The sequence below is a fragment of the Streptomyces sp. NPDC090108 genome (assembly GCF_044747185.1).
In the GTDB taxonomy this organism is placed as follows: Bacteria; Actinomycetota; Actinomycetes; order Streptomycetales; family Streptomycetaceae; genus Streptomyces.
Window position 1 is genome coordinate 629,503 of the sequence record NZ_JBIVDQ010000001.1, and the last position, 21,286, is coordinate 650,788.

The window sequence follows — 21,286 nt, forward strand, 5'->3', positions numbered from 1 at the left end:
CGTCCGTGCCGGACGGGTGGGCGGCGGGCCGCGGGCCCGGATCGAGCGCGGTTTCGGACTCCAGTACCTTGTACGCGTGTCAGAGCCGTCCCCCTCTCGCCCCAAGCGCCGCGGCCGCCTCTTCCGCTTCGGCGCGGCGCTGTTGGTCCTGTCCGCCGTCGCCGCCTACCTGGTGGTGCAGTACGTCACCGGAGGCGGCGGTGCCCGCGGCTGCACGGTGACCTCCGCCGCGCGCGACGGCGCGTCGTACGAGTTCACGCCCGAGCAGGCGGCGAACGCGGCGACCATCGCGGCCGTCGGTACCGGCCGCGGCATGCCCGAGCGGGCGGTGACCATCGCCCTCGCCACCGCGCTCCAGGAGTCCGGGCTGCGCAACATCCAGCACGGCGACCGGGATTCGCTGGGGCTGTTCCAGCAGCGGCCCTCGCAGGGCTGGGGCAGCGAGAAGCAGATCATGGACCCGGCGTACGCGGCGGGGATCTTCTACGCGCACCTGGCGCGGGTGCCGGGCTACGCCGATCTGCCGCTGACCGTGGCGGCGCAGAAGGTGCAGCGCAGCGGCTACCCGGAGGCGTACGCCAAGCACGAGCCGGACGCCACGCTGCTGGCGTCGGCGCTCACCGGGTACTCGCCGGCGACGCTGACCTGCGACGGGCGCCAGCGTGACGTGGCCCCTGTGGCGGCCACGGCGGGGGCGGGGACGACGGCGGGGGCGCCGGCGGCCACCACGGGCCCGGACGCCGTGCGGGCCGCGCTGGCGAAGGACTTCGGGCGGGACGCGCTGGAGCGGTCGGGCGCGAAGGTGGGCGGTGTGCCCGTCCCGTCGCCGACGCCGTCCCCGAGCGTGACCGCGACCGCGAGCGGGCGCACGGTGACCGTGCCGGTGCCGCAGGGGTCGCGGATCGACACGACCGGGCGCACCGAGCAGGAGCGGGGCTGGCAGCTCGCGCACTGGGCGGTGGCCAACGCGGCGGCGCTGCGCATCCACCAGGTGTCGTACGCGGGCCAGGAGTGGACCGGCGGGAGCACCGGCTCGACGTGGCACGCCGTGCACACCGAGGGCGCCCAGGGCGCGGAACAGTCCGCGGGAGCCGTCCGGATAGTGACCGGACAGTAGTACGGCGCGTCACTCCGCGGGGTCCCGCGGCCGCTCCGGGGACCTCCGTGCGGAGGACTGCGGTCCGGTTGCCGGGAGGCCTTGCGGCTCAAGAGGCGTAAGGATTCTGCAGACCATTCCGCGGACGATGTTTGCCCGTTTTTATCCACACCTGATAATGCGACGCGTTATCCATTCTTTACCTTCGGCGTCCGCAACCTTCGTCGGCTTCGAGCGGTAGTCACGGCGTCCGAGTCGGACGCCGTACCGCTCTCCCCCGTCGAATGGAGCATCATGTCCCTCCCCCTGACCCGCCGGATCGCCCGTGCCGCGCTGCTCGTCGCAGCGGGAGCGGCCGCCGGGGTCGGTGCGGCCGGCTCTGCCGGCGCGGCCACCGGCCTGCCGGCCTCCGCCCCGGACCTCGGCGGCCTGACCGCTCTGGACGGGGCGCATGTCGGCAGCACCGTCGACGGCACGGCGCGCCACGTCACGGACATGGCGGGCAGGACGGGCGGCAAGACGGTCAAGAAGGCGGTGCCGGCCGCGGCCAGGACCGGCGGTGCCGTGAAGAAGTCCGCGCCCGCGGCGCGGAAGGCCGCGGGGAAGGCCACCGGGGCGGCGGGAGGTGTCCTCGGTGACGCCACCTCCGGCGCGGCCAAGGGCGGCCTGCCGACGGACGCCCTGACCAAGGGCGGCCTTCCGCTGGGCGGCCTGCCGCTCGGCGGCTGAGCCCCGTACACGGCGGGACGGGCCCGGGGGACTCCCCCGGGCCCGTCCCGCTGTACGCGTCCCGCAGGCCGCCCCGAGAGGCGTCGCGGGCCCTGCGCCGTTACACCGTGAGGCGCTCGACCGCGGCCCTGATCCGCTCGTCCGAGGCCGTCAGGGCCACGCGGACGAACTCCTCGCCCGCCTCGCCGTAGAAGTCGCCGGGGGCGACCAGGATGCCCAGCCCGGCGAGATGGGCCACGGTGTCCCAGCAGGACTCGCCCCGGGTGGCCCACAGGTAGAGGCTGGCCTCGCTGTGCTCGATGCGGAAGCCGTGTTCGAGCAGGGCGTCGCGCAGCTCGGTGCGGCGGGCGGCGTACCGCTCGCGCTGCACCTGGACGTGCTCGTCGTCGCCGAGGGCCGCCACGACGGCCGCCTGCGTCGGGGCCGAGGTCATCATGCCGCCGTGCTTGCGGATCTCCAGCAGCGGGCCGAGGACGGCCGGGTCGCCGGCGACGAAGGCGGCGCGGTAGCCGGCCAGGTTGGACCGCTTGGACAGCGAGTGGACGGCCAGGATGCCGTCGTAGGAGCCGCCGTTGACGTCCGGGTGCAGGACGGAGACGGGGTCGGCCTCCCAGCCCAGTTCGAGGTAGCACTCGTCGGAGACGATCAGCACGCCGTGCTCGCGGGCCCAGGCCACGATGCCGGTCAGCTCGTCCTTGGAGAGGACCTTGCCGGTCGGGTTGGAGGGCGAGTTGAGCCAGAGCAGCTTCAGGTTCGCCGGGTCCAGGTCGCGCGGGTCGTCGTAGACCTCGTACTCCGCGCGGGCGAGGCGGGCGCCGACCTCGTACGTCGGGTAGGCCAGGCGCGGGAAGGCCACCTTGTCGCCGGGGCCGAGACCGAGCTGGGTCGGCAGCCAGGCGACCAGCTCCTTGGAGCCGACGATCGGCAGCACGTGGCGGTGGGTGACCTCGCGGGCGCCGAGGCGGCGCTCCAGCCAGCCGGTGATCGCGTCACGCAGCGCCGGGGTGCCCCAGACCGTCGGATAGCCCGGCGAGTCGGCCGCGTCGACCAGGGCCTTCTGGATCAGCTCGGGAACCGGGTCGACCGGGGTGCCGACGGAGAGGTCGACGATCCCGCCGGGGTGCGCGGCGGCCGTCTTCTTGTACGGCTCCAGCTTGTCCCAGGGAAAGGTGGGGAGCCGGTCGGAGACTGCGGACACGGGACTTGCTCTCTTTCGTCGGTACGGCAAACGCCTCGGTCCCGTACGGCGGTGATCGGTGCGATCGTGGCCGTACGGGACCGAGGCGGCGCTACTGCGGGCCGCGGGGGCCGCTCAAACGGTCACTCGCCCTGCGGGGGCAGCGCGGCGACGAAGGGGTGGTCGCGCTCGATGAGCCCCAGCTTGCTGGCGCCGCCGGGAGAGCCGAGCTCGTCGAAGAACTCGACGTTCGCCTTGTAGTAGTCCTTCCACTCCTCCGGAGTGTCGTCCTCGTAGAAGATCGCCTCGACCGGGCAGACCGGCTCACAGGCACCACAGTCGACGCATTCGTCCGGGTGGATGTACAAGGACCGCTGGCCCTCGTAGATGCAGTCGACCGGGCACTCCTCGATGCACGCCTTGTCCTTGACGTCGACACAAGGCTCTGCGATGACGTAGGTCACGCTGTCGTTCCTCCTCGATAGGGCGCTGGCGGGCCTCTCCAGGCTCCGCCGCCTGGCGCGCGGGAGCGCGGCGTCGTCGATGCCCGCCCCTAGTATCTCCGTTCCGGAGCCTGAACCGAACATGAGGGGTGAACTGACCAGTGGAAATCTCGGCGGCAGGACGGCTCGAGGTCCGAATCACCCCTGATGACGTGGGTAAACGAGTATCCGTACGGCAGTTGACGGACACGGGGACGGCGCGTGAGAAGTTCACCGACACGGTCGGTGTTCTCACATCATGGGACGACGGCGTGCTCATGATCACACGACGCGACGGGCGAACGGCGCGAATCGCCGAGTCGGCGCTGGTCGCCGGGAAAGTCGTGCCGGCCGCGCCGGCCCGCCGGCGGGGTCCGGCGGCGGGCTGGACCGAGCTGGCGCGGATCGCCTCCCGCGCGTGGCGGCCGGTGGAGAGCGAGCCGCTCGGCGAGTGGGAGCTGCGCGCGGCAGGAGGGTTCACCCGGCGCGCCAACAGCGTGCTGCCGCTGGGCGATCCGGGGCTTCCGCTCGACGCGGCCCTGGAGTCCGTACGACGCTGGTACGGCGAGCGCGGACTGCCCGCCTACGTGCAGACCGCCACCGGCGCCGAGGGCACGCAGGAGCTGCTGTGCGCGGAGCTGGAGCGGCGCGGCTGGACCCGTGAGGTCACCGCCGGAGTGTGGACCGGGGCCCTGGCGCCGGTCGCGGACCGGGCCGAGGGCGCCGGGGTGGTGCTCTCCCGGGAGGCGGACGCGGCGTGGCTCGCCAGGTACCAGCGCAAGGGAGTGAGCGAGGTGGCCCTGCGGGTGCTCGGGTCGGCGGCCGTTCCGGGCGGGACCGGGAGCGAGCCGGGCCCGTCGGTGTGGTTCGCGACCGTGCCCGGCGCGGCCGGGGCGCCGCCGGCCGCGATCGGACGCTGTGTCGTGGACGGCCGCTGGGCCGGTTTCGCCGCGGTCGAGGTCGATCCGGCGAGACGCCGGGAGGGGCTGGCCACCCGGGTGATGTCCGCGCTGGCCCACCGCGCCCTCGACGAGGGCGCCTCGGCGGCGTGGCTGCAGGTGGAGGAGGACAACGAGGCGGGACGCGCGCTGTACACCGGGCTCGGTTTCGCCCCGCACCACGCGTACCACCACTACCGGGCGCCCGAAGACCCCGCAGGTACGCCCGCGGGACGGCCGTAGGCACCGCCGTGGACGCGCACGAGCCCGCGAGGCGCCCCCCGCACCACCCGCCGCCGTATCCGCCGCCGGCGGCCCGTTCCGCCGAGGTGCGGCTGAGGTTCGCCGAGGAGGCCCGGTCGGAGCGCCCGGACCTGTCGGCGCTGTGCCTGCTGGTCGGGGCGGAGGCGGACGGCTCGCTGGACGAGGCCGGGATCGACGCGGCGGAGATGGAGCTCGACCGGCTGGCCGGACAGCTGCCGTACCGGCCGGGCGGCCCGCTCGCCTGGGCGGGGGCGCTGGGCCGGCTGCTGGGCGAGCGCCATGGGTTCGCGGGGGCGGCCGCGGACTACGACCGGCTGGAGTCCTCGCTGCTGCACGAGGTGCTGCGGCGGCGGCGCGGCCTGCCGATCCTGCTGTCGGTGGTCTGGATGGAGGTCGCCCGGCGGGCCGGGGCCCCGGTGTACGGGGTCGCGCTGCCGGGGCACTTCGTAGTGGGGCTCGGACCGGCCGAGGAGCGTGTCCTGGTCGATCCGTTCGACGGCGGCCGGGTGCTGACCGGCACGGACACCGAGCTGCTCGTGGCGGGCGCCACCGGGGCGCCGCTGCACCCGTCCATGCTGGTGCCCACGACCCCGCTGCAGGTGGTGCAGCGGATCCTGAACAACGTGCGGGCGTGGGCCACGGCCCGGCCCGAGCGGTCGGACGTGGCGCTGTGGGCGGTGGAGCTGGCCCTGCTGCTGCCCTCGCATCCGGCCCGGCTGCGCTACGAGCGGGCGCAGCTGCTGGTGCAGCGCGGGGCGTACGTGGAGGGGGCGGTGGAGCTGGAGGCGTACGCGGATCTGGTGGGCGTCGTCGATCCGGGCACGGAGGAACGGGCGCGGGCCCAGGCGAGGGCCGCCCGTTCGCTGCTGAACTGAGCAGGAGGCGGGCGGGGCGGCCGGATTCGAACCGGCGTCCTCCGGGATGCTCTTCGCGGCGCATTACCTCTGTGCTACGACCCCGCCCTGCCGGTGATCATAGGTGCCGTGGCCCCGGCACGAGAAGCGATTTCCCGTGCCGGACCGTCACAGCCAGCCCTTCTCGCGAGCGATGCGCACCGCCTCCGCCCGGTTGCGGACCGCGAGCTTCTGGATGGCGGTGGAGAGGTAGTTGCGGACCGTGCCCTGGGAGAGGTGCAGGGCGCGGGCGAGTTCGGCGTTGGTGGAGCCGTCGGCCGCCGCGCGGAGCACCTCGCGCTCCCGGTCGGTCAGCGGGTTGGCGCCCTCGGCGAGGGCCGCCGCGGCGAGGGTGGGGTCGATGACGCGTTCGCCGGAGAGCACCTTGCGGACCGCGGCGGCGAGCTGGGCGGCCGGGGCGTCCTTGACCAGGAAGGCGTCGGCGCCCGCCTCCATGGCGCTGCGCAGATAGCCGGGCCGGCCGAAGGTGGTGAGGACGACGAGCTTCACCGCGGGGTGGGCGCGGTGCACCTGGGCCGCCGCCTCGATCCCGGTGCAGCCGGGCATCTCGATGTCGAGCAGCGCCACGTCCACGCCGTGCTCGCCGACGGCCGCCAGCACCTCGTCGCCCCGGGCGACCTGGGCGACGACCTCGATGTCCTCCTCCAGGCCGAGCAGGGCGGCCAGGGCCTCGCGGACCATGGACTGGTCCTCGGCGAGGAGGACCTTGATCGGGCTCGTCATGCCCCGGATCCTACGTCCGCCGACGGGGCGGCGGGGACCCGGGCGATCAGGCGGAACCCGCTGCCCGCCCGGCCCGCCTCCAGGGTGCCGCCGGCCTTCTCCAGGCGCTCCCGCAGGCCGGTCAGACCGTTGCCGGCGACCGTCGCGGATCCGCCGGATCCGTTGTCCTCGACGGCGAGTTCCAGCATCGGCCCGTCGAGGGTCTGGCGGCGCAGCAGCTCCACGGCGCACCGGTCGGCGCCGCTGTGCCGGACCACGTTGGTGACCGCTTCGCGCAGCGCCCAGGCGAGCGCGGCCTCGGACTCCTCGGGGACACCGCCGAGCTCGGGATCGGCGGGCACCTCGGCGGCGACCCCGGCGGCGGCCAGCGCGACCTGGACACCGGCCAGCTCCTCGGCGAGGCGGGGCCGGCGGTAGCCGGTGACGGCCTCCCGGACGTCGACGAGGGCCTGGCGGCTGACCCGCTCGATGTCGGCGACCTGCTGGGCGGCCTTCTCGGGGTGGCCGGGGAGCATACGGCCCGCCAGCTCGCTCTTCAGCGTGATCAGGGAGAGCGAGTGGCCGAGCAGGTCGTGCAGGTCACGGGCGAGCCGCAGCCGCTCCTCGTTGGCGGCGAGCTGGGCGACGGTGGCCCGGGCCTTGCGCAACTCGATCGTCGTCTGGACCAGTTGGCCGACGCCGACCATCGCGAACCCGATGAGGACCACCAGCAGGAGCAGGTTGCGGGCCTCCTCCTCGCCGGAGTGCAGGCCGACGAGGTACATCACGACGGCCGAGGCGGGGATCGCCCAGGAGGCGGCCTTCGGGGGCAGCGTGGCCCCGCAGGCGACCGAGAGGTAGACGAAGAGGCCGAGCCAGGCGCTGCCGAGCGTGTAGGCCAGCACCGGGGCGAGGATCCCGAGGACGGCGAGCAGGACGTGGGCCCCGCGGCCGGAGACCGGCCGGCCCATGTTGCGGAAGACCAGGGCCAGGTAGGCCACGACGAACGCGGTCAGGCCGAGGGCCCCCGCCAGTGTGGCGTCCGCCGAGTGGTGGCCGCCGGTCAGGTCGCCGATCGGCGAGCTGAGGAAGACCAGCCACACGCCGATCCACAGCACCTTGACCCGCAGCTCGCGCCGGTTGCGCGCGGGCTGCCCCATCCGTACCTCGCCGGTCCGCCGGTCCTCGGCGGCTCTCCCGCCGTCGCCGGCCCGCTGGTCTTCCGTCATGGCGCTCACGCCTTCAGCGTGTCCTTCCGGTACAGCCATGCCGCGCCGCCCGTGAAGAGGGCGAAGAACACGACGAGGATGGCGATGTCCTGGGCCTGCGGGGCCTGGCTCTGCTCGATCGCCCGCCCCATGGCAGCGTACGCGTGCGTGGGCAGCCACTTCGCGATGCTCTGGAGCCAGTCCGGGAAGGTCGTGGTGGGCATCCACAGGCCGCCCAGCATGGACAGGCCGAAGTAGGTGATCATCGTGATCGGGCGGACCGCGTCACCGCTGGCCAGGTAGCCGATGGCGACGCCGAGCGCGGCGAAGACCAGGCTGCCGGCCCAGATGGCGCCGGTGAGGGCGAGCCACTGCCAGGCGTCCAGGCGGACGTCCTTCACGACGGCGGCGACGACGAACACGATGACGATGGACGGCAGGCTCACCACGGCCGCGCCGGCGGTCTTGGCGAGCACGTAGCCGCGCCCGGGCAGGGTGGTCAGCCGCAGCTGGCGCACCCAGCCGCTCTCGCGCTCCTTGGCGATGCGCTCGCTGTTGCCCATGAGCACGGCGGTCAGGGCGCCGAAGGAGGCCATGGAGACCATCATGTAGGTCGGCAGGGTCAGCCCGCTGCCGTCGATCTCGGTCTTGGAGTCGGCGTTGCCCGCGATGAGCAGGAACAGGGCCGAGGGGTAGATCACCGAGAAGAACAGGAACTTGCGGTTGCGCAGCGCGCGGGTCAGTTCCAGCTTGATCAGCGAGTTCATGACTGCTTGGCCTCCTCGGCCTCCGTGATGGCGACGAACGCCTGCTCCAGGCCGAGCCCGGCGACTTCGAGGTTGCGGGGGTAGACGCCGAGCCCGTACAGCGCGTGGACGGTCGCGTCGGCGTCGGAGGACTGGAGGCGGACGGTCTGCCCGGAGACGTCGTGGGAGGTCAGGAAGGGCAGCGCGGCGAGGGCGGCCTCGTCGATGTCGCCCTCCAGGTCGAAGGCGATGCGGCGGGCGCCGGCCTTGGCCTTGATCTCGGCGGCGGTGCCGTCGGCGAGGAGCCGGCCACGGTGCAGCACGAGCACCCGGTCGGCGATGGCGTCGGCCTCTTCGAGGTAGTGGGTGGCGAAGAGGACGGCGCGGCCCTGGTCGGCCTGCTCGCGCATGGTGGCCCAGAAGGCCTGGCGGGCGGAGACGTCCATGCCGGTGGTCGGCTCGTCCAGCACGATCAGGTCGCTGTCCCCGGCGGTGGCGAGGGCGAAGCGGACGCGCTGGGCCTGTCCGCCGGAGAGCTTGTCGACCTTGCGGTCGGCGATCTGCGTGACGCCCGCGCGGGCGAGCACGTCGGCGACCGGGTACGGCCGCGGGTGCAGCGAGCACGCCAGCTTCACCAGTTCGGCGACGGTGACCTCGTCCATCAGGCCGCCGCTCTGCAGCATGGCTCCGACCCGCCCGGCGACGATCGCCTCGCGCGGTGTGGTGCCGAACAGCTTCACCGTGCCGCTGTCGGGCTGCTTGAGGCCGAGGAGCAGGTCGAGCGTGGTGGACTTGCCGGCCCCGTTGGGTCCGAGCAGGGCGACGGTCTCGCCGGGGTGCAGGGCGAGCGAGAGCCCGTCGACGGCCCGCACGCTGCCGTACACCTTGGTCACCTGGTCGAATCCGGCCACCGGGGCGGTGGCGGGCGGTGCCGCTGTCGTTGTCATGACGTCCATGGTGGCCGGACGCCCCCGTGCCCCGGCAGTGCCGGTGGTCCTGAGTGCCGGATGACAGATGTCATGCGGATCGGATGACAGCGCGCGGCGGGACACGGGCGGGCGCTCCCGGGGCGGAGCCACGGCGGGAGACGGCGGAGCCACGGCGGGAGACGGCGGAGCCACGGCGGGAGACGGCGGGAGACGGCGGAGCCACGGCGGGAGACGGCGGCAGACGGCGGAGCCACGGCGGGAGACGGCGGGAGACGGCAGCGGGGGCGCCCGGTGGACGCCCCCGCTGTCATGGCCGGTCCCGCGGGCCGGCTCGGCCGTACTAGCTCGGGTTCGTGGGGATGACCGCGACCCGGCTGGTCCTGCTCATCAGTGCCTGGCGCAGGGCGACATAGACGTCCTGCGGGGTGACGGGCGTCTTCTTGCCGGTGCCGCGGGTGATGAGCACGCCGTCGAAGGTCTGGCCGTAGAGGGCCTTGAGCGCGTTCAGGTCGGGGCTGTCGACGAGCTTGCCGTCCACGGCCTTCACCCGGAGGAACTTCCACAGCGAGTTCTGCGGGCTCAGCGGGATGGAGTGCGCGGCATCCGTCTGGACGATCACCTTGCCCGACATCGCCGGCTGGGCGAACTCCTTCATCTCCCGGTCGACCTCGGCGTTCGGGACCGTCGGCTGGCTGGTGGCCGTCGGGACGGCCACCGGGGTGGCCGTGCCGGTCTCCACCACCGTGCGGTAGGCCCGCTCGACCGCCTGGGACGCCTGGGCGGCGTCGACGCCCTTGCCCGCCTTGCCGTACACCGGGGTCGCCTTGCCGGCGGCGAAGGTGATACCGCCGTCGGTGACCGAGCCGGCACCGCCGCCGGCGTGCTGGAGCGCGGCCTGGAGCTTCTCCTCGTCGATCGGCATGACCGGCGCGATCTCGCGCTTCTGCCCGAAGAGGGAGCCGACCACGGAGACCGGGTTGTAGTCGCTCTTCGCGGCCTCGCTCACCGTGGCCTGGAAGTCGAACTGGAGACCGGCGTTGTCCGGGGTGATGGTGACGGTCTTGCCGTCCACGGACAGCTTCAGCGGCTTGTTGACGCGGCTGCCGAAGGTGTCGTCGAGCTTCTTGACGGCCTCGTCGCGGGTGCCGCCACCGATGTCCAGGCCGAGCACGGTGGTGCCGTTGGGCACGTCGGTGTGGTTCATCAGCAGTCCGGCGCCGTAGGCACCGCCCGCGATGACGACCACGGCGACGGCGAGCAGCACGAGCTTGCTGCGGCCCTTCTTCTTCGGCTTGGCCGCGGCCTTGGGCTGGGGGGCCGGGGCGGGCGTGGCCGGCGCGGGCGCGCCGGGGCCGCCGGAGGCGAACGGCGTGGCGCCGGCGCCCGGGACCTTGGGCATCCCGCTGGTGACGGTGTGTCCGGAGACGTTGTCCGGGGCGCGGTAGCCGGGCGTGCCCGGTTCGGGAGCCGGCTTCTGCGGGGTGAGGACCGCGGTGTCGTCGCTGAATCCGCCGCCGGGGGCGAGCGTGGCGCCGCCGGCGCGGGCGCCGGGGGCGGGGAAGGCGACCGCGGGACCGGTGAAGGGCTCGCCGGGACCGGCCGCGGCGGCGAAGGGGCCGTCGCCGGTGACCGGGCCGCCGGTGGGGCCGGCGGGGCCGTTCGGGCCGGGGACACCGGGGCCGTTCGGGCCGTTGAAGCCGCTGGGACCGCTCGGGCCGCCGGGGCCGCGTCCGGCCGGGCCGTTCGCACCCGCGCCGCCGTTGCCGAAGCCGGGCCGGCCCGCGTTGTCCGAGAAGTACGGCAGGTCGTCACGGCTGGGCTCGCCGCCGTCGGCGCCGGGCCGGGAGCCGCTCAGCGGACCCGCGGCCAGCGCCTCGGTGACGTCGAAGGAGCCGGTGCCGCCGCCGTGGCCGGGGGCCACCGGGCCGCCGGTGGCGCCGCCGGGCAGACCGGCGCCGTTGGTGCCGCCGGGGCGGGAGGAGCCGGTGGGCGCGGCCATGGAGCCGACGACACCGCCGGGGCGCGCGCCGTTGCCGCCGGCCGCGCCGGAGGCGGCGGGCCGCTTGGGCAGCGGGGCGGGAGCGGCGCCACCCGTCACGGCGGGGGGAGCGGGGGCCGGAGCGGCGGCGGAACCGCCGGGCATCCCGGCCCCGTTCGTGCCGCCGCCCGTGCCGCCCTTGGGGGCGCCGGACTTGCGGGGCGCGAACCAGTCGCTGGTCTTCTCCTCGGCCTGCGGCTGCGCGGGCTCGGCGGCCGGCTCGGCGGGGACGGCGGCCGGCGTCTCGGCGGCCGGGGCCGGGCGCGTGTCGGCGCCGGAGTCGTCCCGGGTGGTCTCGGCGTCCGCGACGGGCTTGCGCACGACGATCGGCGGGGCCGGCCGCGACCCGGGGATGTTGACCCGGATGCGGGTCGTCAGCGTGGTCTCGGTCTTGCGGTCCTCCGGCTGCGCGGCCGAACGGCCCGCTTCCGTACGGTCGTCGGAAGCCATGGGTGTCCCGTACGGCGGCGTGCCGGAGGGGTATGCGGCTCCGCCGCGCCCGTCGGGCCCGGAGGACGGAGTGTCAGTTTCACGACTCAAGGCAGGTTCTCCCGGTTGGCTCCGCCGCCCGTTACGACCTCAGCGGGCTGCTCGGCGGCGCGCACCACCATACTGGCCGTATCTGGCCCGTATCCCACGACCGCCGAGGAAACCCACACGGGACTCCCACGCACCCGGCACGGCGAAGTGGTACGTCACTTGCCAAGTCGGGCGGAGCTGCCACCGGTACGTCCGCCGGAACGGACTCCGGGGGCGAGAGTGGCGCAGATCACAGCGAGGAGGATGCCGCCGAGGAGGAAGAGATAGGAGCTTCCTCCGGGGCCGAACAGATAATCACCCTCCGGGCGGGTGGAGATCAACATGATGACGGAGATGATCCACCCGATCACCGGTGCGACCGCACCGCCCCGGCTCCCGAGCGCGTAGGCGCCGCCGACGAACAGCCCGGCCTCACCGGCCAGGGCCAGCAGCAGCCCGCCCGGGAACCAGGCGGCCTGCACGAGGGTCCCGGCGAGCGCCACGACCCCGCCGAGCAGGAACAGCCCGAAGTAGGCGACGGACCGTCCGGCGGACGGCAGGCGCAGCGGCTGGGCGAGCGGGGAACCGCCGGTACCGTCCGCGCTCACGATGCCGCCTCCGTGTGAACACCAGCAAACAGATCGGTCTCGCCGGGCTCCCCCGCACCGCTCACCAGCTCGTAGTACTCGGTGGTGAACAGCGGCTGGGCCAGGTCGTTGGAGAGCGCGAAGTACGGCTCGGCAACCGTGATCTGCGTGGCGTGGGCGCGCATCGCGGCGGCCTTGGCCGCGGCGTGGGCCCGGCCGTCGATCGCCGTGGTGACCCGCTCGTCGTCGACCACGCCGGGCAGGTCGGCGATCTCGGCACTCTTTTCGAACGGCAACGCGGGAAGCTCGTCCCGGAGGCGGGCGAAGGCCTCCTCCACGACGGAGCGGGGCATCCGGTTCCAGTAGATCTTGTCGATCCGGTGCCCGCGTCCGGCCGCCAGCTCGGCGGCCCGCATGGCGACGCGGTGGGCCTGGATGTGGTCCGGGTGGCCGTAGCCGCCGTTGTCGTCATAGGTGACGAGGACCTGGGGCCTGACCTCCAGGATGACGTCGACGAGGGCCTCGGCCGCGTCGTCGGGACCGGCCTGCCAGAAGGAGGCGGGGTCGTCGTTGTCGGGCAGCCCCATCATCCCGGAGTCCCCGTGGCGCCCCGCGCCGCCGAGCAGCCGTACGTCGGTCACGCCCAGCTCGCCGAGCGCGGCGGCCAGCTCTCCGCGCCGGTGCGCGCCGAGCGCGGGCCCGGTCAGGTGTGCGAGGCCGGGCGGGATGACCTCGCCCCGCTCGCCAAGCGTGCAGGTCACCAGGGTCACATGGGCACCCTCGGCCACGTACTTGGCCATGGTCGCGCCGTTGTTGATCGACTCGTCGTCCGGGTGCGCGTGCACCAGCAGCAGACGCCGGGCGGGGAGTTCCTTCATGAGGCCACCCTATGACCCTCCGGCCGTCCGGAAGGCCCGTCACGGTTCCGCAAAGAATGCCGACGGTCTTCGCCCGCCGCCATCGGACGCGGCGCCGGGCCGTCCAGCGGTCACGGCCGCTCACCGGCCGACCGGTCCGACAGCTCGGCCCAGACGGTCTTGCGCGGGAAGCGGCCGTCGCGGACGCCCCAGCGGTCGGCGAGCGCCGCCACGAGGACCAGACCCCGGCCCGACTCGGCGTACGGGTCCGCCTCCCGGAGCTCGGGACGGCGCTCGCCGCGCGTGTCCGCGACCTCGATGCGCAGGGTACGGCCCGTCACCTGGAGGGTGAGGCGGAAGCTCCGCCCGGGGAGCCGGCCGTGCGCGGCGGCGTTCGCCGCCAGCTCCGCCACCACATGGGCGGCCGACTCGTGCGGGAACCCCCACTCGCGCAGCTGGTCGGTGGCGAGCAGCCGCGCCAGGCGGGCACCGCGCGGGGTGGACGACAGCAGCACGCTGAAGTTCGGGACGACAGGGCCCGGTTGGGCCACGGACGGGGCGATTTCCTCATTCACGTCACTCAGCGTGGCGGAACGCGCTTACCGTGAGGGCTGATCGCCACTGCGCGTACGGACACTGTCCGGAGTCTGTCCGGCGTTGTCCGGGCTGTCGGCAGGGCCGCCGGGCAGGAACGGGCGTACGGGACGGTACGACGGAGGGGGCGCGGATGCCGGCGGACGGCGAGGCGGACGAGCCGGGCTGGGAGGTCGACCCGGACGACGACTGGGGCGTGGCCGTGGTCACCACGGTGGGCCGCCAGTTGAGGCTGCGGCGCGAGGCGGCCGGGATGCGGGCCGCCGAGTTCGGGACGGCGGCCGGCTACGGCGATCAGTTTCGTCCAGGAGGAGGCCGCGCTGCGCCGCCGCGTGGGCGGGGCTGCGGGGCGGCGCCGACAGCTCGAACACCTGCTGAAGGTGGCGCAGTTGCGCAATGTGACGTTCCAGGTGATGCCGACCGAGGCCGACGCTCATCCCGGAGTGGATGGGAAGATCGAGCTGCTGAAGTTCGCGGACGGCACCGCGGTGGGACGTTCCGACGGTGCCTTCGGTGGCCGGCCGACCTCCGACCCGAGGGAACTGCGCATCCTCGAACTGAGGTAGGGCACCATCCGGGCCCAGGCTCTTACGCCGGGTGAGTCGATCGCCTTCATCGAGCAAGCGCTGGGAGAAACATGATCCGCAAGGTCTCGGCCGGAGAAGCCTCCGGACTCGTGTGGTTCAAGAGCAGCTACAGCGACGGCACCGAAGGGGACTCCTGCGTCGAGATCGCCCCCACCCCCGACACCGTGCGCGTCCGTGACTCCAAGCACGCCGAAGGCCCCCAGCTGGCGCTCGCGCCGGAGACCTGGGCCGTGTTCGTGGCCGGCGTTCTCAGAACTTGATGCTGCCGATCATGCTGGCGACGTTGGTCGTCAACTCGCTGATCGTGGGAGCTACTGTCGAGGACGCGAGGTAGAAGCCGAGCAGCATGCAGATCGCTGCGTGGCCGCCCTTCAACCCTGACTTCTTGATCAACAAGAAGACGATGATCGCCAGCAGCACCACCGCCGAAATCGAGAGTGCCACGGCGGCTCACCTCCAAAGATCCCAGGGACGCGGGGGGTAGCGGTACGTCGGTGGAACAAATCCTTGCGCATGCCAGCGGGTTCATACCCACTCAGCGGTAGTGATCATAACTATCCGTACTCGCGCATCGCTCGGCGCACGGCCGCACAAGGGGGCGCATGGCCAATATGGTCGGGGTATGACATCCGAGGTTGACTCCTTCCCCCGTCGGCACGCTCGGACCCAGCGGTTCACGCTCGGCGCGCCGCGTGCCTTCAGCGTGGCCCCCGACGGCTCGCGGGTCGCGTTCCTGCGTTCCACCTCCGGCACGGACCGCGCCAACTCCCTGTGGGTGCTGGACCCCAGGGACGGCACGGAGCGCGTGGCGGCCGACCCGCGCGTCCTCCTTCAGGGTGCTTCCGAAGAGCTGTCGCCCGAGGAACGGGCACGCCGGGAGCGCTCCCGCGAAGGCGGTGCCGGCATCGTCGGCTACGCCACCGACGCGGCCGTCGAGTTGGCGTCTTTCGCCTTGTCAGGGCGGCTTTTCACGGCCGAGCTGCGGGCCGGGACAGCCCGCGAACTGACCACCCCCGGGCCGGTGATCGACCCCCGGCCCTCCCCCGACGGCCGGCACGTCGCGTACGTCGCCGAGGGCGCGCTGCGGGTCGTGGGCTCCGAGGGCGACGGGGACAGGGCCCTGGCCGAGCCCGAGTCGCAGCAGGTCACGTACGGGCTCGCGGAGTTCATCGCGGCCGAGGAGATGGGGCGTTCGCGGGGCTTCTGGTGGTCCCCCGCCTCGGACCGGCTGCTGGTGGCGCGGGCGGACGACACGCCGGTGAAGCGGTGGTGGATCGCCGACCCGGCACACCCGGAGCGTGCGCCGCAGCAGGTGGGGTACCCGGCGGCGGGGACGGACAACGCCGAGGTACGGCTGTTCGTGATCGGCCTCGACGGAGCGCGCACCGAGGTCGTCTGGGACCGTGAGCGCTATCCCTATCTGGCGCATGTGCACTGGTCAGAGGCGGGTGCACCGCTCCTCCTGGTGCAGTCGCGGGACCAGCGCGGCCAGGTGTTCCTGGCGGTGGACCCGGACTCCGGCACGACCCGGATGGTGCACGCCGCCGAAGATCCAACATGGCTTGAACTTTTCCCTGGTGTGCCCTGCTGGAGCCCCTCCGGACAGCTCGTCCGGATCGCCGACGAGGGCGGCGCCCGGGTCCTTGCCGTGGGCGAACACCCTTTGACAGGGCCCCAGTTGCACATCCGTTCGGTGCTGGACGTGAGCGACGACGACGTACTGGTCTCGGCCTCCGCGGGAGAGGCCGCCGAGGCTCCGGAGACAGGCGAGATCCATGTCTACCGGGTCAGCGAACTCGGCGTGGAGCGCGTGTCGCAGGAGCCCGGCGTGCACTCGGCGGTGCGCTCCGGGGGCGTGACCGTGCTGGTGTCGTCGACGCTCGACACCCCGGGGGCGCGTGTCCAGGTGCTGCGTGACGGAAAACCGACGGCGACTGTCCGGTCGTACGCCGAAGATCCCGGTATGTCCCCGCGGGTGACGCTCACCGAGGGGGGCGCACGCCGAATTCCGTGCGCCGTGCTTATGCCTAAGGACTACCCCGGTGACACGCCCCTGCCGGTTTTGCTCGACCCCTACGGGGGTCCGCACGGGCAGCGCGTGGTGTCCGCGCACAACCCGTACCTCACCTCGCAGTGGTTCGCCGACCAGGGCTTCGCGGTGATCGTCGCGGACGGCCGGGGCACCCCGGGCCGCTCCCCCGCCTGGGAGAAGGACGTCCACCGCGACTTCACGGTTTCCCTGGACGACCAGATCGACGCCCTCCAGGACCTGGCGACGCGCTATCCGCTGGACCTGTCCCGGGTGGCCGTCCGCGGCTGGTCGTACGGAGGCTACCTGGCCGCGCTGGCGGTGCTGCGGCGCCCCGACGTCTTCCACGCGGGCATCGCCGGCGCCCCGGTCACCGACTGGCGCCTCTACGACACCCACTACACCGAGCGCTATCTCGGCGACCCGGCCGCGGACCCGGCGGCCTACGCCCTCAACTCCCTGGTCACCGACGACGGCCTGTCCGCTCCCGCCGAGCCGCACCGGCCGCTGATGATCATTCACGGCCTCGCCGACGACAACGTGGTGGCGGCCCACACCCTGCGCCTGTCCTCGGCCCTGCTCGCCGCCGGCCGGCCGCACGAGGTGCTCCCGCTCTCCGGCGTCACGCACATGACCCCGCAGGAACAGGTCGCGGAGAACCTGCTCCTGCTCCAGGTCGACTTCCTCAAGCGGTCGCTCGCCTGACCGCCGCGGCGGCCGCGGCCGGGCGAATCGGCCCGAACCGCTTTAACACGCAGGCAACTTCGCGGAAGCGGTACCGATATACGGACACGCGAGTCTGATCCGTGTACGGCCGTGCGGGTGCCGTGACCGGGCCGGGATGCAGCATGTCATCCCGGCCCGGTGCCGTTCTCCTCCATGGCCTGCTCCGCGATCTCCCCGCCGGCCCGCCCGGCGGGCTCCTCCCCTGTCTCCTCCCCGGACTCCCCGGACTCTCCGGTGGTCCCGGCCGGGGGCCCGGCCGACGGCTCCTCCGGGACCGGCAGGGGCGCCGCGAAGAGGCACGCCGAGTCGTGGGCGACCGGGCCCGCGGTGTGCCGGAACTCCTCGGGGACGGCCAGTACGGGGACCTCGGCGGCGCAGCGCTCGCGGGCCTTCCAGCAACGGGTGCGGAACCGGCACCCGGAGGGGACGCTGGTGGGCGACGGCACGTCCCCGGCGAGGATGATCCGCCGGCGGCCCTCGCGGGCGTCGGGATCGGGCACCGGGACGGCCGACAGCAGCGCCTGTGTGTAGGGGTGGGTGGCGTGCTCGTAGATCTCCGCGTCCGTGCCGGTCTCCACGATCCGGCCGAGGTACATGACGGCGACCCGGTCCGAGATGTGCCGGACGATCGACAGGTCGTGCGCGATGAAGACGTACGAGAGGTCGAACTCCGCCTGGAGGCGGTCCAGAAGGTTGATCACCTGGGCCTGGACCGAGACGTCCAGCGCGGACACCGGCTCGTCGGCGACGATCACCTCGGGCCGCAGTGCCAGCCCGCGCGCGATGCCGATGCGCTGGCGCTGGCCCCCGGAGAACTGATGGGGGTAGCGGTCGGCGTACTCCGGGTCGAGCCCGACCACGTCCAGCAGTTCCCGCACCCTGCGCCGCCGGTCGCCCTTCGGGGCCGCCTCGGGGTGGATGTCGAACGGCTCCCCGATGATGTCACCGACGGTCATCCGGGGGTTGAGCGAGGTGTACGGGTCCTGGAAGACCATCTGGATGTTGCGGCGCACGGCCTTCAGGGCCCGGCCCGAGAGCCGGGTGATGTCCTCGCCCTTGAACCTGATGGAACCCGCCGTCGGGCGTTCGAGGTGGCACAGCAGCCGCGCCACCGTGGACTTGCCGCAGCCGGACTCGCCGACGATGCCGAGGGTCTCGCCCCGGCCCAGGGTGAAGTCGACCCCGTCGACCGCCTTCACCGCGCCGATCTGCTTCCGGAACAGGACGCCCCGGGTGAGCGGGTAGTGCTTGACGAGGCCGCTGACCTCGAGGATCGGCTCAGCCATTGAGGCAGTCCCTCCAGAAGTGGCAGGCGCTGCCCCGCTCCTGCGAGACCTCGTACAGCGGCGGCACGTCCGTGCGGCACACGTCCCGGGCCATCGGGCAGCGCGGATGGAAGGCGCAGCCGGACGGGATCCGGCTCAGGTTCGGCGGCAGCCCCTTGATGGCGTACAGCTCCTGCCCCTTCTGGTCCAGGCGCGGGATGGAGTCCAGCAGGCCGCGCGTGTAGGGGTGGGCGGGGCTCTTGTAGATGTCGTGCACCGGCGCCGACTCCACGATCCGGCCCGCGTACATCACCGCGATCCGGTCGGCGACGTCCGCGACGACACCGAGGTCGTGGGTGATGAGGACGAGCCCCATGCGGTACTCGCGCCGCAGCTCCGCGAGCAGGTCCATGACCTGGGCCTGGACGGTGACGTCGAGGGCGGTGGTGGGCTCGTCGGCGATGACGAGCGCCGGTTCCAGCGCGATCGCCATGGCGATCATGATGCGCTGGCGCATGCCGCCGGAGAACTGGTGCGGGTAGTCGCGCACCCGCTGGGCGGCCCCCGGGATGCGCACCTGGTCCATCAGCTCGACGGCCCTGGCCCGGGCGTCCTTGCGGGACATCCCCCGGTGCACGGTGAACATCTCGCCGAGCTGGTCGCCGACCGTCATCACGGGGTTGAGGGAGGACAGCGCGTCCTGGAAGATCATCGCCATCTCCGCGCCCCGGATCCGCCGCCGCTCCTCCTCCTTCATGGTGAGCAGGTCGCGGCCCTGGAAGAGGATCTCCCCGCCGGTGATCCGTCCGGGCGGCATGTCGAGGATGCCCATCACGGCCTGCGCGGTCACCGACTTGCCGGACCCGGACTCCCCGAGCACGGCCAGCGTCTCCCCCGCGCCGACGCCGTACGACACCCCGTTGACGGCCCTGGAGATCCCGTCCCGGGTCGCGAACTCCACGTGCAGATCGCGGACTTCGAGCAGCATCGCGCCCTCACCTCAGCTTCGGGTCGAGGGCGTCGCGCACCGCGTCGCCGAGCATGATGAAGGCCAGGACGGTGACCGCCAGCGCCCCCGAGGGCCAGAGCAGGGCGTGCGGGGCGTTGCGGATGTAGGGGGAGGCGGCGGAGATGTCGATGCCCCAGGAGACGCTGGGCGGCTTCAGGCCGACGCCGAGGTAGGACAGGGTGGCCTCCAGCGCGATGTAGGTGCCGAGCGCGATGGTCGCCACGACGATCACCGGCGCGACCGCGTTGGGCGCGATGTGCCGCAGCAGGATGCGGGTGTCGGAGGCGCCGAGGGCGCGGGCGGCCTGCACGTAGTCGTTCTGCTTGGCGGTGATGACCGAACCGCGGGCGATGCGGGAGATCTGCGGCCAGCCGAGCAGCACCATGAAGCCGATGACCGGCCAGACGGTGTTGCTGGTGACCACGGACAGCAGGACGAGTCCGCCGAGGACGACCGGGATGGCGAAGAAGATGTCGGTGATCCGGGACAGGAACGAGTCGCCGATCCCGCCGAAGTAGCCGGCGAGTCCGCCGAGCACCGAGCCCAGCACGGCGACCCCCAGGGTGGCGAGGACGCCGACCGTGACGGACGTACGGGCCCCGTACACGGTCCGGGTGTAGACGTCGCAGCCCTGGCCGTCGAAGCCGAAGGGGTGACCGGGCTCGGGGCCGTTCTGGGACTGGGCGAGGTCGCAGCTGAGGGGATTGCCGGAGGTGATCGCCGAAGGCCACACGGAGATGACGGCCAGGAACACGATGACGGCGGCGGAGAGCAGGAAGACCGGGTTGCGCCTGAGGTCGCGCCAGGCGTCGGACCACAGCGAGCGCGGTCTGCCCCGCGGCCCGGTGCCGCCGGGACCGCCCGGTCCCCGTTCCAGGCCGGCCGCCTCGCTCGCCGCGAGGTCCATCGCGCCGCCCGCGCCGGTCGAGGCGATCGCTCCCCCGCCCCCGTACGACTGCTGCTCAGACATAGCGGATCCTCGGGTCGAGTACGGCGTACAGCAGGTCCACGAGCAGGTTGGCGACGAGGAAGACCAGCACGAGCACGGTCACGAAGCCGACGACCGTCTGGGTGTTCTGCCGCAGGATGCCCTGGTAGAGCTGGTAGCCGACGCCGTGGATGTTGAAGATCCGCTCGGTCACGATGGCGCCGCCCATGAGCGCGCCGATGTCGGTGCCGATGAAGGTGACCACGGGGATCAGGGAGTTGCGCAGCAGGTGCCGGACCACGACCCGGCGCTGGGGCAGGCCCTTGGCGACGGCGGTGCGGACGTAGTCGGCCCGCTTGTTCTCCGCGATGGAGGTGCGGGTGAGCCGGACGACGTAGGCGAGCGAGACGGAGGCGAGCACCAGGCCGGGCACGATGAGCTCGTCGAAGGACGCCTCGGGCGGCACGGACGGCTTGATCCAGCCCCACTCCACGCCGAGCAGCAGCTGGAGCAGCAGGCCGGTCACGAAGGTCGGCACGGAGATGACGACCAGGGTGAGCAGCAGCACGGCGGTGTCGACGGGGCGGCCGCGCCTGAGGCCCGTGACGACCCCGAGGACGATGCCGACGACGACCTCGATGACGACGGCCACGATGGTCAGCCGGATGGTGACGGGGAACGAGGTGGACATCAGCTCGGTGACCTTCTGGCCGTTGAACGCCGTGCCGAAGTCGCCGGTGAAGACGTTCCCCATGTAGGTGAGGTACTGCTGCCACAGCGGCTTGTCCAAGCCGAACTCGCGCGCCAGCTGGGCGGCCGTCGCGGGGTCGCAGCTGCGCTCGCCGCACAGCCCCGCGATGGGGTCGCCCATGACGTTGACCATGAGGAAGATCAGCAGGGTGGCTCCGACGAACACCGGGATCATCTGGAGCAGCCGCCGCAGGACGTAGCGTCCCATGGCG

The 21,286-nt window shown here is 73.0% G+C and carries 21 protein-coding genes, 1 tRNA gene and 1 pseudogene; 7 read left to right on the forward strand and 16 right to left on the reverse strand.

Annotated elements, in window-relative coordinates; translation table 11 throughout:
* Nucleotides 1–76 precede the first annotated feature (76 nt).
* Nucleotides 77–1,117: a heavy metal transporter gene (locus tag ACIPRD_RS02705; RefSeq protein ID WP_356409515.1), complete on the forward strand. Its 1,041-nt coding sequence runs from the start codon at nucleotides 77–79 to the stop codon at nucleotides 1,115–1,117.
* A gap of 273 nt (nucleotides 1,118–1,390) precedes the next feature.
* Nucleotides 1,391–1,825 carry an ATP-binding protein gene (locus ACIPRD_RS02710; RefSeq protein WP_401559304.1) on the forward strand — a complete coding sequence of 145 codons (435 nt, stop codon included), beginning with the start codon at nucleotides 1,391–1,393 and terminating at the stop codon, nucleotides 1,823–1,825.
* A 100-nt stretch (nucleotides 1,826–1,925) separates the two neighbouring features.
* Here the strand turns inward: ACIPRD_RS02710 and ACIPRD_RS02715 are convergent, their stop codons facing one another.
* Entirely contained in the window at nucleotides 1,926–3,023 is a 1,098-nt protein-coding gene (locus ACIPRD_RS02715; protein WP_401559307.1) for a bifunctional succinyldiaminopimelate transaminase/glutamate-prephenate aminotransferase, read from the reverse strand.
* 122 nt (nucleotides 3,024–3,145) lie between these two features.
* Entirely contained in the window at nucleotides 3,146–3,466 is a 321-nt protein-coding gene (gene fdxA, locus ACIPRD_RS02720; RefSeq protein ID WP_356409507.1) for a ferredoxin, read from the reverse strand.
* Between the two features lie 140 nt (nucleotides 3,467–3,606).
* On the opposite strand from fdxA, the gene ACIPRD_RS02725 reads away from it, so the two are divergent.
* On the forward strand, nucleotides 3,607–4,665 hold the full coding sequence (locus ACIPRD_RS02725; protein ID WP_356409504.1) for a GNAT family N-acetyltransferase: 1,059 nt from the start codon (nucleotides 3,607–3,609) through the stop codon (nucleotides 4,663–4,665).
* Between the two features lie 8 nt (nucleotides 4,666–4,673).
* Nucleotides 4,674–5,561 (forward strand): transglutaminase-like domain-containing protein, encoded by an 888-nt coding sequence (locus tag ACIPRD_RS02730; protein ID WP_356409501.1) that lies wholly within the window; start codon nucleotides 4,674–4,676, stop codon nucleotides 5,559–5,561.
* Between the two features lie 10 nt (nucleotides 5,562–5,571).
* Here the strand turns inward: ACIPRD_RS02730 and ACIPRD_RS02735 are convergent.
* The 9 genes from ACIPRD_RS02735 to ACIPRD_RS02775 form a co-directional block, all read right to left on the reverse strand.
* Nucleotides 5,572–5,647 (reverse strand) — tRNA-OTHER (locus tag ACIPRD_RS02735).
* A 61-nt stretch (nucleotides 5,648–5,708) separates the two neighbouring features.
* Nucleotides 5,709–6,323: a response regulator transcription factor gene (locus tag ACIPRD_RS02740; protein ID WP_356409498.1), complete on the reverse strand. Its 615-nt coding sequence runs from the start codon at nucleotides 6,321–6,323 to the stop codon at nucleotides 5,709–5,711.
* Nucleotides 6,320–7,540 carry a sensor histidine kinase gene (locus ACIPRD_RS02745; protein WP_401559312.1) on the reverse strand — a complete coding sequence of 407 codons (1,221 nt, stop codon included), beginning with the start codon at nucleotides 7,538–7,540 and terminating at the stop codon, nucleotides 6,320–6,322. Before ACIPRD_RS02745 ends, ACIPRD_RS02740 begins: the two co-directional genes overlap by 4 nt.
* Nucleotides 7,537–8,277 (reverse strand): ABC transporter permease, encoded by a 741-nt coding sequence (locus ACIPRD_RS02750; protein WP_356409495.1) that lies wholly within the window; start codon nucleotides 8,275–8,277, stop codon nucleotides 7,537–7,539. Before ACIPRD_RS02750 ends, ACIPRD_RS02745 begins: the two co-directional genes overlap by 4 nt.
* Nucleotides 8,274–9,203 carry an ABC transporter ATP-binding protein gene (locus ACIPRD_RS02755; RefSeq protein ID WP_356409492.1) on the reverse strand — a complete coding sequence of 310 codons (930 nt, stop codon included), beginning with the start codon at nucleotides 9,201–9,203 and terminating at the stop codon, nucleotides 8,274–8,276. The genes ACIPRD_RS02750 and ACIPRD_RS02755 overlap by 4 nt, the downstream gene beginning before the upstream one ends.
* Before the next feature lie 322 nt (nucleotides 9,204–9,525).
* Nucleotides 9,526–11,763 (reverse strand): hypothetical protein, encoded by a 2,238-nt coding sequence (locus ACIPRD_RS02760; RefSeq protein ID WP_401559315.1) that lies wholly within the window; start codon nucleotides 11,761–11,763, stop codon nucleotides 9,526–9,528.
* 155 nt (nucleotides 11,764–11,918) lie between these two features.
* Nucleotides 11,919–12,350, reverse strand: a complete 432-nt coding sequence (locus ACIPRD_RS02765; protein WP_401559318.1) for a DUF6113 family protein — start codon at nucleotides 12,348–12,350, stop codon at nucleotides 11,919–11,921.
* A complete protein-coding gene (mshB, locus tag ACIPRD_RS02770; protein ID WP_356409483.1) occupies nucleotides 12,347–13,207 on the reverse strand; it encodes an N-acetyl-1-D-myo-inositol-2-amino-2-deoxy-alpha-D-glucopyranoside deacetylase in 861 nt (286 codons plus the stop codon). Before mshB ends, ACIPRD_RS02765 begins: the two co-directional genes overlap by 4 nt.
* 110 nt (nucleotides 13,208–13,317) lie before the next feature.
* Nucleotides 13,318–13,770 carry an ATP-binding protein gene (locus tag ACIPRD_RS02775; RefSeq protein ID WP_401560026.1) on the reverse strand — a complete coding sequence of 151 codons (453 nt, stop codon included), beginning with the start codon at nucleotides 13,768–13,770 and terminating at the stop codon, nucleotides 13,318–13,320.
* A gap of 143 nt (nucleotides 13,771–13,913) precedes the next feature.
* Here ACIPRD_RS02775 and ACIPRD_RS02780 point away from each other — a divergent pair.
* Together ACIPRD_RS02780 and ACIPRD_RS02785 are read left to right on the forward strand one after the other, a co-directional pair.
* Nucleotides 13,914–14,421 (forward strand): annotated as a pseudogene (locus tag ACIPRD_RS02780) (DUF5753 domain-containing protein).
* The gene (locus ACIPRD_RS02785) at nucleotides 14,418–14,627 is read left to right on the forward strand and encodes a DUF397 domain-containing protein (protein WP_401559321.1); all 210 of its coding nucleotides are present in this window, start codon (nucleotides 14,418–14,420) and stop codon (nucleotides 14,625–14,627) included. The pseudogene ACIPRD_RS02780 and the gene ACIPRD_RS02785 overlap by 4 nt, the downstream one beginning before the upstream one ends.
* Here the strand turns inward: ACIPRD_RS02785 and ACIPRD_RS02790 are convergent.
* Nucleotides 14,617–14,811 (reverse strand): hypothetical protein, encoded by a 195-nt coding sequence (locus ACIPRD_RS02790; RefSeq protein ID WP_330459637.1) that lies wholly within the window; start codon nucleotides 14,809–14,811, stop codon nucleotides 14,617–14,619. The genes ACIPRD_RS02785 and ACIPRD_RS02790 overlap by 11 nt on opposite strands.
* A gap of 178 nt (nucleotides 14,812–14,989) precedes the next feature.
* Between ACIPRD_RS02790 and ACIPRD_RS02795 the strand changes: the two genes are divergently transcribed.
* On the forward strand, nucleotides 14,990–17,101 hold the full coding sequence (locus ACIPRD_RS02795) for an alpha/beta fold hydrolase (protein WP_401559324.1): 2,112 nt from the start codon (nucleotides 14,990–14,992) through the stop codon (nucleotides 17,099–17,101).
* A 146-nt stretch (nucleotides 17,102–17,247) separates the two neighbouring features.
* Here ACIPRD_RS02795 and ACIPRD_RS02800 read toward each other — a convergent pair whose 3' ends face one another.
* Genes ACIPRD_RS02800 through ACIPRD_RS02815 form a run of 4 tightly spaced genes read right to left on the reverse strand, consistent with a single transcriptional unit; the run spans nucleotide 17,248 to nucleotide 21,282 of the window.
* Entirely contained in the window at nucleotides 17,248–18,408 is a 1,161-nt protein-coding gene (locus ACIPRD_RS02800; RefSeq protein WP_401559327.1) for an ABC transporter ATP-binding protein, read from the reverse strand.
* Complete coding sequence (locus tag ACIPRD_RS02805) at nucleotides 18,401–19,375, reverse strand: ABC transporter ATP-binding protein (RefSeq protein WP_356409469.1); 975 nt, start codon at nucleotides 19,373–19,375, stop codon at nucleotides 18,401–18,403. Before ACIPRD_RS02805 ends, ACIPRD_RS02800 begins: the two co-directional genes overlap by 8 nt.
* A gap of 7 nt (nucleotides 19,376–19,382) precedes the next feature.
* Nucleotides 19,383–20,366 (reverse strand): ABC transporter permease, encoded by a 984-nt coding sequence (locus tag ACIPRD_RS02810; protein ID WP_356409466.1) that lies wholly within the window; start codon nucleotides 20,364–20,366, stop codon nucleotides 19,383–19,385.
* Entirely contained in the window at nucleotides 20,359–21,282 is a 924-nt protein-coding gene (locus tag ACIPRD_RS02815; RefSeq protein ID WP_356409463.1) for an ABC transporter permease, read from the reverse strand. Before ACIPRD_RS02815 ends, ACIPRD_RS02810 begins: the two co-directional genes overlap by 8 nt.
* Nucleotides 21,283–21,286 lie beyond the last annotated feature (4 nt).

Bases quoted from the DNA above. Each gene is read 5' to 3' on its own strand.
- ACIPRD_RS02710 (WP_401559304.1), top strand. From the start codon at position 1,391: ATGTCCCTCCCCCTGACCCGCCGGATCGCCCGTGCCGCGCTGCTCGTC.
- ACIPRD_RS02800 (WP_401559327.1), bottom strand. From the start codon at position 18,408: ATGGCTGAGCCGATCCTCGAGGTCAGCGGCCTCGTCAAGCACTACCCG.
- ACIPRD_RS02795 (WP_401559324.1), top strand. From the start codon at position 14,990: ATGACATCCGAGGTTGACTCCTTCCCCCGTCGGCACGCTCGGACCCAG.
- ACIPRD_RS02785 (WP_401559321.1), top strand. From the start codon at position 14,418: ATGATCCGCAAGGTCTCGGCCGGAGAAGCCTCCGGACTCGTGTGGTTC.
- ACIPRD_RS02750 (WP_356409495.1), bottom strand. From the start codon at position 8,277: ATGAACTCGCTGATCAAGCTGGAACTGACCCGCGCGCTGCGCAACCGC.
- ACIPRD_RS02755 (WP_356409492.1), bottom strand. From the start codon at position 9,203: ATGACAACGACAGCGGCACCGCCCGCCACCGCCCCGGTGGCCGGATTC.
- mshB (WP_356409483.1), bottom strand. From the start codon at position 13,207: ATGAAGGAACTCCCCGCCCGGCGTCTGCTGCTGGTGCACGCGCACCCG.
- ACIPRD_RS02815 (WP_356409463.1), bottom strand. From the start codon at position 21,282: ATGGGACGCTACGTCCTGCGGCGGCTGCTCCAGATGATCCCGGTGTTC.
- ACIPRD_RS02805 (WP_356409469.1), bottom strand. From the start codon at position 19,375: ATGCTGCTCGAAGTCCGCGATCTGCACGTGGAGTTCGCGACCCGGGAC.
- ACIPRD_RS02740 (WP_356409498.1), bottom strand. From the start codon at position 6,323: ATGACGAGCCCGATCAAGGTCCTCCTCGCCGAGGACCAGTCCATGGTC.
- ACIPRD_RS02810 (WP_356409466.1), bottom strand. From the start codon at position 20,366: ATGTCTGAGCAGCAGTCGTACGGGGGCGGGGGAGCGATCGCCTCGACC.